Annotated in this window: 10 protein-coding genes; 4 read left to right on the forward strand and 6 right to left on the reverse strand. The window is 61.9% G+C overall.

The annotated features are described in order from the left end of the window. Positions 1 to 311: 311 nt before the first annotated feature. From DCO45_RS22695 to DCO45_RS11690, 3 genes are all read right to left on the reverse strand, one after another. Complete coding sequence (locus tag DCO45_RS22695; protein WP_133248139.1) at positions 312 to 1,589, reverse strand: S1 family peptidase; 1,278 nt, start codon at positions 1,587 to 1,589, stop codon at positions 312 to 314. A gap of 570 nt (positions 1,590 to 2,159) precedes the next feature. Beyond that, positions 2,160 to 2,954 (reverse strand): type I methionyl aminopeptidase, encoded by a 795-nt coding sequence (map, locus tag DCO45_RS11685; protein ID WP_116926017.1) that lies wholly within the window; start codon positions 2,952 to 2,954, stop codon positions 2,160 to 2,162. Beyond that, entirely contained in the window at positions 2,951 to 3,181 is a 231-nt protein-coding gene (locus DCO45_RS11690) for a ParD-like family protein (protein WP_116926018.1), read from the reverse strand. The genes map and DCO45_RS11690 overlap by 4 nt, the downstream gene beginning before the upstream one ends. Positions 3,182 to 3,354: 173 nt before the next feature. Here DCO45_RS11690 and DCO45_RS11695 point away from each other — a divergent pair, with 173 nt between their 5' ends. Next, positions 3,355 to 4,020 carry a PadR family transcriptional regulator gene (locus DCO45_RS11695; RefSeq protein ID WP_133248140.1) on the forward strand — a complete coding sequence of 222 codons (666 nt, stop codon included), beginning with the start codon at positions 3,355 to 3,357 and terminating at the stop codon, positions 4,018 to 4,020. A 125-nt stretch (positions 4,021 to 4,145) separates the two neighbouring features. Continuing rightward, positions 4,146 to 5,054, forward strand: coding sequence for a class A beta-lactamase (gene bla, locus DCO45_RS11700; protein ID WP_116926020.1), 909 nt, complete (start codon positions 4,146 to 4,148; stop codon positions 5,052 to 5,054). A gap of 12 nt (positions 5,055 to 5,066) precedes the next feature. Here bla and DCO45_RS11705 read toward each other — a convergent pair whose 3' ends face one another. Together DCO45_RS11705 and DCO45_RS11710 are read right to left on the reverse strand one after the other, a co-directional pair. Then, a complete protein-coding gene (locus DCO45_RS11705) occupies positions 5,067 to 6,044 on the reverse strand; it encodes a hypothetical protein (protein WP_116926021.1) in 978 nt (325 codons plus the stop codon). 45 nt (positions 6,045 to 6,089) lie between these two features. Further along, positions 6,090 to 6,887, reverse strand: coding sequence for a tyrosine-protein phosphatase (locus tag DCO45_RS11710; RefSeq protein ID WP_116926193.1), 798 nt, complete (start codon positions 6,885 to 6,887; stop codon positions 6,090 to 6,092). 190 nt (positions 6,888 to 7,077) lie between these two features. Here DCO45_RS11710 and DCO45_RS11715 point away from each other — a divergent pair, with 190 nt between their 5' ends. Together DCO45_RS11715 and DCO45_RS11720 are read left to right on the forward strand one after the other, a co-directional pair. Continuing rightward, a complete protein-coding gene (locus DCO45_RS11715) occupies positions 7,078 to 8,310 on the forward strand; it encodes an acyl-CoA dehydrogenase family protein (RefSeq protein WP_116926022.1) in 1,233 nt (410 codons plus the stop codon). Next, positions 8,307 to 9,341: a phosphotransferase family protein gene (locus tag DCO45_RS11720; protein ID WP_116926023.1), complete on the forward strand. Its 1,035-nt coding sequence runs from the start codon at positions 8,307 to 8,309 to the stop codon at positions 9,339 to 9,341. The genes DCO45_RS11715 and DCO45_RS11720 overlap by 4 nt, the downstream gene beginning before the upstream one ends. Positions 9,342 to 9,452: 111 nt before the next feature. Here the strand turns inward: DCO45_RS11720 and DCO45_RS11725 are convergent, their stop codons facing one another. Continuing rightward, on the reverse strand, positions 9,453 to 11,096 hold the full coding sequence (locus DCO45_RS11725; protein WP_116926024.1) for an MFS transporter: 1,644 nt from the start codon (positions 11,094 to 11,096) through the stop codon (positions 9,453 to 9,455). Positions 11,097 to 11,106: the final 10 nt, after the last annotated feature.

Consider the following 11,106-nt stretch of genomic DNA (forward strand, 5'->3'; position numbering starts at 1 on the left):
GCGTTTGGACTTCTTCTCGAATCCGGTAGCCAGGCTCATTTGCTTCATGCGCGGATCATCCCATGCGGTGGGGCGGGCTGGGACTTTTGCAGAGTTTCCTTAGTTGGGGTTTTTGCTGCTAAGGCGTAACTGGTAGGACTAGTTATATTTTCGATTGGGTCTCATCAATTCCCCGAGTACTATCTCCGAACAGGTTTTTTTGTAGCCCTGCCGGTCTACTTCCTCTGAAGGTTTGTATTCCGGCAAGGTACAAATGTACAGTGAACTAATGAGAACTTAGGTTTTAAAAGGATGCTAATGATAATTCAATGCTAATTAGTTAAGATTTCAACATTGGGATGAATTGCCAAATATGGTGTTAACGTCTGAATCGTAGTTTTTACTCTATTTGAGTTGTTGTTATAGCATCCATAATTATTATTATCAATATAGCCGGAAACCACACCCACAGCATTTCCATTGGATGCAGTTCGATCAGTAGGGTAAACAACTGGGCCACCAGAGTCCCCAGGCTCACTGCAAAATGAAGCAATAGTAAGTCTCAAAGCCCGACCATTTCGGTTGACAGCAGTATTAACCGATTCTACCAATCCGCAGCGTCTTCCGGAAATCTTGCCATCTGCACATAACGAAGATCCGCGCATTGCATTAGTTATTGGTATGACAGGCTTCACGGTTCGCCCCACTGCATGCCCTGGGATTAGGTTGAAAGCCTCATTCACATTGCCAAACAGAACGCCATCAATGTTATTTCTATAATATGTATTGGCCAAAAAATCGCCTATATATGCTCCCATGCGTGGATTTCGAAAACCTCCAGAGTCTATATATACTGCTTCTGTGTCATCCACTATTTCGCAATGCCCTGCAGTTACCACTACCCCAATAGATGTGCCTTTTAATTTGGCATTGAATCCCGAAGTGCAGCCACCTTTAAATAAATTAGAGCTAGGTGGCGTTCCTCGATTTGCGATTACGATAGGGGATCCACTAGGTAGTGAAGGCTTTGCACTTGGCCTTTCAGGTGCATCTTGATTTTCAAAGACGATCATATCAAAATTATATTTTTCTACACTAAATAATAATTGAATATTTTTGATATTGAGTGATTTTGTGCTAAGTACAATTTTATTTCGTCTTGGGTCGACATCTAGGGAGAATATTAGGACGTCCCCATCTGCATCCTTTAGGGTAAAAAATTTATCGATGATTTTTTCTTTTAATTCGTTGAGCTGTTTTAAAGTATATTTAGCCGAGACAATTTTCAAGTTGGTTTCTTCTTTGTATCTTTTATGAACTATGATTTCATCGGTGACTGCAAGAACTTGATATGCTTTTCCTTCTGAATCATGCTCAATCCAAGTCCCTGCATAAAGATCACTTATCTCGGATTTGAATTTTTCCTCATTCGCATTGGCAGCTAACACGATTTTTTGATTTTCATTCACTGCGTCTTCGGAAAGGCCTGCATTTTTCAAAGCTTGAGATTTTGAAATAAATGGCTCTGTGTTTTGAGCGGATGCATTGAAAGATATAAGTGTATTCAAGAGGGCTATCGCAAAAGCATTTGAAAATAAAATTCTTTTCACAAGCAAACTCCTTGAAAATGATGAATGTCAGCCTAGTTGGGATTTGTGGGAGTATCCAAAAAATTTGTGTTTCTTTGGAGTTTTGATCATATGTTGGTGAAGTTGCTAGCGTCAAGCATTTTTAACACACTTCAAAAAATGGTTCCTAAGGGTACATGTTCTTTTATTTGTTAATATTCAGAAAAACAATATTTCTATAGTTTCTCGTTTATTTCGTCATATTTATGCCAAAAAAGCCGATCACCAAGGCATATTCAGATGAAAAGTATACGGAGTGTGCAAAGAATAAAGAGGGAGTAGAGAGATCACCTGAGCCGAAAGCGCAGCTAACGAAAGGAGACAAGCTTCGGTGCGGTGTTTCAGTATGTTTTTCAAATGGGCCTGTCTGAGAACTTGGTTCCTACGCTTTAGCAACTTAGAGGACCCCACCGAAGTCTCGCGCTTTGTGTTCAATACCAGCGTCTACCAGGTCGAGCACGGCGAAGTCATCGCCGATGGCCATAGCAAATGAGCCTGCAAGCACCTGGATGCGCTGGTCGAGCCGGAGGGGCTGGGCAGGGCGACTAAGGCTTAGGCCGGCGTGTAACTGCCGGTGCCATGGGGCCAGGTCGTCAGCACCTCATGGCCATCGGGCGTCACCGCCACCATGTGCTCCCACTGCGCCGACAGCGAATGGTCCTGGGTCACGACGGTCCAGCCATCGGCCAAGGTCTTGACCTGGCGCTTGCCGGCATTGAGCATCGGCTCGATCGTGAACAGCATGCCCGCCTCTAGCACCAGCCCCTCGCCCGGGTTGCCGTAGTGCAGCACATTGGGGGCATCGTGGTAGGTTTGGCCTATCCCATGGCCGCAGAACTCGCGCACCACGCCAAAGCCTGCCCCTTTGGCCACCGTCTCGATCGCATGTCCGATATCGCCCAAGGTGGCGCCCGGCCGCACCTGGGCAATCCCCGCGCGTAATGCCTCGTAAGTCGTCTCGACCAGTCGTTTGGCCAGAATGCTGGGCGTGCCGACAAAGTACATGCGGCTGGTGTCGCCAAACCAGCCATCCTGGATGACGGCCACATCGATATTGACGATGTCGCCCTTTTTCAGAATCCGGTCCTCGGACGGAATGCCGTGGCAGACGACATGGTTCACCGAGGTGAGGATGGTCTTGGGATAGCCCTGGTAGCCCAGATTGGCCGGCACCGCCTTTTGCACGTTCACGATGTAGTCGTGGCAAATGGCATCCAGCGCCGCGGTGCTGACCCCCGGCACCACATGGGGCGCAATCATCTCCAGCACCTCGGCCGCCAGCTGCGCCGCCTGACGCGCACGGGCCAGCTCGCTCGCCGTATGCACCGGCGTGATGCTTTGCGTCATGCCGCCATCCTTGCCTTGGCAACCAGCGCATGGATATCTAGGCCGCCGTCCAGCTCCGCCTGCACCAGCACCTGGCAGATCGCGCGGTGGTCCAGATCAGGGTACATCTCGGCAAGCATGCCCACCCGCATCCAGTGCTCGGCCTGCGCATTGATGGAACGGGAGAGCGCCGCGCCCGCGACCCGCAGATTCTCATGCATAGGGTCGGAAATTTTGACGATGCCCATGACTATCCTCTATAAAACATACGCAGATTGTATATGTTTTATACATTATTCGTTTATGCGCGGTGTGTGTGGCGATGTCGGTATCGGCAATAAAGATATATCTTTACAAAAAACCGGCTTGAAATCTTCCATTGAAAGATATATCTTAGATGCATCTTAGTAAAGGAACACAGATGCCACATCCCCATCACCACTTTCAGCACCACCCCCACCTCTGCAGCCCCCGTGGCCGCCATATGGGCGAAGAGGGCGGCCCTGGCCGGGGCCCACGCCACCATGGCAATGGCCCGGGCCACGGCCCGCACGACCATGGCCATGGCCATGGCCATGGCCACGGGCCAGATGCTGCGCGCCACCTGGCGCACAAGCGTGAGCGCATGTTCGAGGCTGGCGGCCTCAAGCTGCTGGCGCTGCATTTGATTGGCCAGCAACCCAGCCATGGCTACGACGTGATCCGCGCCGTGGGCGAGCTGGTGGGCGGCGACTACCAGCCCAGCCCCGGCACGATCTACCCGACCTTGAGCTACCTGGTGGACATGGGCCATGCAACCGCCAGCGAATCCGAAGGCGGGCGCAAGCGCTACACCATCACCGCCGAAGGCGAGCAGGCCCTCGCCGAGCAGGCCGATGCGCTGCAGCTGCTGCTGACGCGCCTGGCCCGTGGCAAGGACCGCGATGCCCGCCAGCGCCCGCCGCAGCTGGTGCGCGCGATCGAGAACTTCAAGATGGCCCTGCGCCTGAAGATGGCCGGCGACGGCGAGACGGCGCTGTCGGCCGAGCAGATCGACAAGATGGCCGCGCTGCTGGACGAGGCCGCTCTGAAGATCGAAAAGGCCTGAGCGCGTTCCGGGCCTGTTGCCCGGCCGCCGCAAAGCTTGCGCCATATCGTGTCGCCAGGCCCTGGGCCGGGGTATGCTCGGTAGCTATCCATCCTCCGGGATGACAACCTCTACCGAGCAAGACCATGCAACGACGCCACTTTGTAGCCGCCACCCTGGTCATGGGCAGCGGCTCTGTTTTTGGCCTAGCCGGCTGCGCATCCCGCCAGTCAGCCCATCCCCGTGCCGACCGTGCGCTGCACAAGGCGCTGACCCTGATTGAAGCCCAGAGCGGTGGCCGCCTGGGCGTTTATGCGTTCGATGCCGAGACTGGCGGCGAGGCCGGCTACCGCAGCGATGAGCGTTTTGCCATGTGCAGCACCTTCAAGACCTTGCTGGCCGCGCATGTGCTGTACCTGGGGCAGACGGGGGCGCTGGACCTGGGCCAGCAGGTACGGGTGACTTCGGCCGACATGGTGCCCTATGCGCCGGTGACGGAAAAGTACCAGGACCAGCCCGGTGGCATCAGCCTGCTGGAGCTCTGCGAAGCGATCGTGGTGGTCAGCGACAACGTCGCGGCCAACCTGCTGCTGCGCGCCAGCGGCGGGCCGGAAGCCTTGACGGCCTGGCTGCGCACCCTGGGCGACAAGGCCACGCGCCTGGACCGCATCGAGCCGCTGCTCAACACGGCAGCGCCCGGCGACCCGCGCGACACCACCACGCCGCGTGCGATGCAGGCGACCTTGCAGGCGCTGCTGCTGGGAGATGTGCTCAAGGGCTATGGCCGCGCGATGCTGCAGCAGTGGCTGAGCGACAGCCGCACCGGCGACCAGCGCGTGCGCGCGGGCCTGCCGTCGGAGTGGCGCGTGGGCGGCAAGACTGGTGCCGGTGCCCACAGCACCGCCAATGACTGTCTGATCGCCTGGCCCAATGCCGCCTCGGAAGGCCTGATCATCACAGCCTTCCTGACCGGCGGCGAGCGCACAACGGCGCAAAGCGATGCGGTGATGGCCAAGGTGGGCGCAGCGATTGCGCAATGGCACGCTGCGCTGTAAGCGACGCTACCCCTACGATTTGGCAGCTTGCTGGCGCGGCCCCGCCAGCAAGCCCTTGCACAGCTGCAGCAGCGCCCAGACCAGTACCAGCGGTATCACCAGCGTCTGCAGCGCAAACACCACCATCAAGGTCACCAGCCGCTCGACCTGCTGGTCGAGCTGCTGCTGCAGTTCGCTGAGCTTGTCGCGCAGCGCATCGCCCGGGTTGCGTACGAGATCCTGCACCCCCGATGCCGCCTGGCTGGCCGATTGCTGGGCCTGCTGCCCCCATTGCTTGAAGCGTTCCCACAGGCCGGATGACGGCGTCACGGCGGGGTTGGCCGGCGGGGTCGGCGTTGCTGCGTCCGCACTTGGCGCCTTGGCCGGGGCGCGCACATCAAACTGCTGCAGCTGGCCGACAGCGCCTTCGGTGGCGATCTGGTTTTTCTGGTAGGTGCCAGCCATAAAGTGCTGGAACAGCGCCTCGCTGCCGATGATGGTGACCGGCATTACCAGCCGGGTGAACAGCAGCACCACCAGCAAGCGGCTGAGCCAGGTGGGCACCGCCTGCTGGCGCCAGCGCAGCAGCAGCCAGGCCAGCGCGATGGCGGTAAGCACGCCGGTCACGCCATAGCTGCCACCCATCGATAGCAGCAGCTTTTGCAGGCCAAAGGCAATGCTGGCCCAGAGCATCCAGTCGGCAAACTGCGCCACCAGGTCGCTGATGGGGGCCAGCACCTGACCCAGCGTCAAGGTCAGGCCCACGCCCATCGGCTGCACGGCCAGCTCGGTGCCCTGCAGCACCGAGACGACGCTGTGCAGCGCACGGGCGGTGGCAAAGCTGAGCAGGGAGCGTTGCAGGCCATCATCCACATAGCGGTCGGCCATGGCCTGGAAAGCCGGTAGCCAGCACAGCACAACGGCCAGCACCAGCAGGCTGGCCAGTGCGATCTGGCGGGGCGTCCAACGGGATGCGACCAGGGGGCGCGGAGAGGGGAGCGGTTGGTTCATCGGCGGGCGGCCAGCGGGGTGGCCGTGGGTCGAAGGAACAACCGATTATTCCAGATACATCTGCGCGAGCTTTTGCTGCGCCTTTGCATCCACGCCCAGCACCTTTTCCACATAGTTGGGGATGCTGCCATAGTCCTGCAGCACAGGCTCGATGGCGGCGGTCAGGAAGGGCTCCTGCACCCGCCACAGCACCTGCAGCACTTCCTCGGGGATGTGGGCGGCAGCGGCCACGGCTTCGGCCGGGCGGTGGTAGTAGTCGTTGGTCAGCAGGTAGTCCTGCAGCACGACATCCTGAGGCACACCCAGGGTGGTCAGCAGCAAGGTGGCGGCCCAGCCGGTGCGGTCCTTGCCGGCGGTGCAGTGGAAGACGATGGGCGCATCACTGTCGAGCAGCATCTCGAAGAACTGTGCAAACGGCGCGGCATTGTCGTGGATAAAGCTGCGGTAGGTGTCCTGCATCAGCACGACGGTGTGGTCGGGCGTCAGGCGCTGGCCTTGCTGCATCAGGCTGAAGGCGCGCTGCACAAGCGTTGGCTCAATGGCCAGCGAATGGTGCTGCAGGCCATCGATCGCATAGTGGTCCACGGTTTGCTCGCGCTGGCCGCGAAAATCGGCCGAGCGGGCCACGCCCAGCTCGCGCAGCAGCTGCAGCTGGGACTCGGGGCTGAGCAAGGCCAGGTGGTCAGAGCGGAACAGCTTGCGCCAGCGCACCGTGCGGCCGTCCAGGCCCTGGTAGCCGCCCAGATCGCGGAAATTGGTGGTGCCCGCCAGTGGCAGGTGGCGGCTATGGGCCTGGGGGGTGGCCTCGGAGGTGATGGGTGCAGATTCGGCTTGGATGGGCATGCTTTGTTTATAGCCCATCTGCAAGTCCGGGGTACGACACCAGGGTGTCATCCCTTTGCAGCGCTTTTGAGCGCCGCAGCGCCGGGCGGGCGACTCTGTCTCAACCGTGACGGCCTGGCACGCCGGGCATGGCACCATTTGCCCATGGGTCCTCGCCTGGGGGCCCGCCACCGCTACCGAAGACCGCACCATGGATTTTTCCCTGTCCCCCCAACTGCTGGCACTGCGCGACAAGACCCGCGCGTTTATTGCCGAGCAGGTGATTCCGCTGGAAAACGATGCCCGGCAAAGCCGCCATGGCCCGGATGAGGCGCTGCGCCGCGAGCTGGTCGAGCGCGCCCGCGCGGCCGGCCTGCTTACGCCCCATGCCTCGCGCGAGTTGGGTGGGTTGGGGCTCACGCATGTCGAAAAGGCGGTGGTGTTTGAGGAGGCCGGCTACTCCTGGCTGGGCCCGACGGCACTCAACATCCATGCGCCCGATGAAGGCAATATCCACCTGATGGAGGCGGTGGCCACCCCGGCCCAGCAGGCGCGCTGGCTGCGCCCGCAGGTAGCGGGCCAGCTGCGCTCCTGCTTTGCGATGACCGAGCCGGCGCCCGGTGCCGGATCCGACCCGGCCGCGCTCGCCACCGTGGCGGTGCGCGATGGCGATGACTACCTGATCAGCGGGCAGAAATGGTTCATCACCGGCGCCGAAGGGGCGGACTACGCCATCATCATGGCCCGCACCGAAGACGGCGGCGCCACGATGTTCCTGAGCGATATGGACCAGCCCGGAATCACGCTGGAGCGATCCATGGATGCGATGGATGCCTGCTTTACCGGCGGCCACGGCGTGCTGCGCTTTGACCAGCTGCGTGTGCCCGCCAGTGCCATCCTGGGCGAGGTCGGCAAGGGATTTCGCTATGCCCAGGTGCGCCTGGCGCCCGCGCGGCTGACGCACTGCATGCGTTGGCTGGGCCAGGCCCGGCGCGCGCAGGATGTGGCGCTGGCCTATGCCCGCCGCCGCACCGCCTTTGGCAAGCCGCTGTCCTCGCACGAGGGCGTGGGCTTTATGCTGGCCGACAACGACATGGACCTGCACACCGCGCGCCTGCACATCTGGCACACCGCCTGGCTGCTGGACCAGGGCGAGCAGGGCAGCTACGAGTCGAGCCGGGCCAAGGTCGTCTGCTCCGAGGCCGAATGGCGCGTGGTGGACCGCTGCGTACAGATTTTGGGCGGGCAGGGCGTGACCATGGAAACCCCGGTGATGCGCATCTTCATGGACATGCGCGCCTTTCGCATCTACGACGGCCCCAGCGAGGTGCACCGCTTCAGCATGGCGCGCAAGCTGGTGCAGGCGGCCGAGAAGGATGCGCAGGCCGAGCGCGGTGTGCCGGCGATCATCCAGGCGGTGCCCGCAGCGCCGCGCCCGCTGTGAACGCCGCCTCCAGCCCGCAGGCGCTGGCGCAGCGGCTGCAGCCTTATTTGCAGGACCTGGGTCTGTCGGGTGGCGAGGCGGTCACGGTGAGCGTGCTGGCGGGCGGCCAGTCCAACCCCACCTACAAGCTGCAGCTGGGCGACCGGCAGATGGTGCTGCGCAAGCAACCCGCTGGCAGCCTGGTGGCCGGCGCGCATGCGATTGACCGTGAGCACCAGGTGATGCAGGCCCTGGCCGGCACGGCGGTGCCCGTGCCGCGCATGCTGGCCTATTGCGACGATGCCGAGCTGCTGGGCACGCCGTTCTACCTGATGGATTTTTTGGACGGCCGGGTGCTGGTGGACCCGGCCTTGCCCGGCATGCAGCCGGCCGAGCGCGGCGCGCTGTATGCCGAGATGAACCGCGTGATCGCCGCGCTGCACCAGCTGGACCCGGCCGCGCTGGGCCTGGGCAGCTATGGCCGCGCCGGCGGCTATGTGGCGCGGCAAACCAAGCGCTGGAGCCAGCAGACCCAGCAGTTGCGGGTGCCCGTAGACCCTGCGATGCAGCAGCTGATGGACTGGCTGCCCCAGCATCTGCCCCAGGCCGAAGAGACCACCCTGGTGCATGGCGACTACCGGCTGGACAACCTGGTTTGGCACCGCAGCGAGCCGCAGATCATTGGCGTGCTGGACTGGGAGCTGTCCACCTTGGGCGATCCGCTCGCCGACCTGGCCTACCACGGCATGGCCTGGCGTGTGCCGCCTGCGCTGTGGCGCGGCATGGGTGGTTGTGATCTGGCGGCCTTGGGCATCCCCGACGAGCGCGCCTACCTGGCAATGTATGCCGAGCGCGCGGGCCGCGACCCGGGCCCGTTGTGGGAGTACTACCTCGCCTTCAACCTGTTTCGCATGGCCGCCATCCTCTACGGTATTGCGCAGCGCGCTGCTGATGGCACCGCCGCTGCTGCCGATGCAGTGGCCACAGGCGCCAAGGCCGGCCCGCTGGCAGCGCTGGGCTGGCAATGCGCACAGGCTTTTGAGCGCGGTTGATCAGCACGCAGAAAAACCGCCACCCGCTGCGGCAGCGGGGCTGGAGCAGTCCCAAAAAGTCGCAAAAAACCCAGGCTGCCGCTGGGCAGACTGGGTGCTGGGATTCAACGATCAGGCATGGCCCTGGGCGGGGTGGTTCACCGACAGGAAATGCTGGACCACCGGGGGCTCGCTGCCTTGGTGGTACTGCGCCACTTCGCTTTGCACATCGGCATCGCTATGGGTGACCCGCTTGTGCTGGCGCAGGTGCTCGGCCCAGGATTCCACCTGGAACCACTCCATGAAGTGGTCCTCGGAGGCGGTGTCCTGCACGATGCCCCAGGCATAGGCGCCATCGCGGCGGCGGGCGGCAGACAGGCGGGCGAGGGCCTTGAGGAAGGGCGCATGGTTGTCCTTGGCCACGTGGTAGCGGATCTGGATCATCACCGGGCCCCGGTCCTTGTCGACGGCGTGGGCGGTCAGTGGCTCGGGCCAGTGGTTGGATGGGACCAGGTCGGCCTCGCCTTCGGGCAGCTTGATGCGGTGGGCGATCAGGCCCATCACGACCAGGCCGGCAGCGCCCACCAGCAAGGTGCTGGGTACACCCAGCGCCTTGGCGGTAAAGCCCCAGCTCAGGCTGCCGAAGGTCATCGCGCCGTTGAACACGGTGAGGTAGACGGCCAGCGCACGGCCCCGCACCCAGTTGGGCAAGATGGCCTGGGCGACACCGTTGAGCGTGGTGAGCGCGGTGATCCAGGACTGGCCCAGCAGCAGCAGTGCTAGCACGGCAGCCCATTGGGGCGGCGACATCGCCAGGAAGGCCATCACGGCAGCCGACACCAGGGCCGACATCAGCAGCAGGCCATCGGAAGACAGGCGGGCACGCAGCTTGGGCAGCAGGAAGGCACCGCCAATGGCGCCGACACCAACGGCGCCCAGCAGCACACCGTAAAAGCCTGCCCCACCGCCCAGCAGCTGGCGGGCCACCAGGGGCAGCAGCGCCCAGACCGAGCTGGCCAGTGCAAAGAACAGGAAGGCACGCAGCAGCACCACATGCAGCTCGCGGCTGGAGCGGGCATAGCGCAGGCCGGCACGGAAGGCGCCGGCAAAGCGCTCGCTCAGGTCGTCCTGCTCGGCCTTGGGGCGCGGCCACCACAACAGCGCAGCAATCACAAAGGCGTAGCTGATCACATCCACCCCATAGGTGACCGAGGCACCCAGGCCCGCCAGCACCACACCACCCAAAGCCGGGCCAATGGCGCGGGCAATATTGATGCCCAGCGAGTTGAGCGCGACGGCCGACTTGAGATCCCGCTTGGCGACCAGCTCGGGCACTATGGCCTGCCAGGTCGGGCCCATCAGTGCGGCGCCAATGCCACCCAGAAAGGTCAGTGCCACGAGCGAGCCCACCGTCTGCATGCCCATCGCCGACAGGGTCATCAAGGTAATGCTGACGCAGGCGAGCAGCACCTGGATGGCGATCAGAAACTTGCGGCGGTCCAGGATGTCGGACAGCACGCCCGCCGGTATCGCCAGCAAAAAGGCCGGGGCCGAGGCTGCCGCCTGCACCAGGGCGACTGCGGTGGGCGAGGACGAGAGGTCGGTCATCAGCCAGGCGCTGGCCACATCGCGCACAAAGCTGCCGGTGTTGCCGACGACGGTGGCGATCCACAGCACGGCAAACAGTTTTTGCTGCAAGGGGGCAAAGCTGCCGCCGGCGGGCTGGGCCGGGGCCGCGGGCGGCGCCGGGGGATGGTCGGGATGGGGGTGGTTCATGGCAGGTCTC

The organism is Comamonas sp. JNW (assembly GCF_003105075.1).
Lineage (GTDB): Bacteria > Pseudomonadota > Gammaproteobacteria > Burkholderiales > Burkholderiaceae_C > Comamonas > Comamonas squillarum.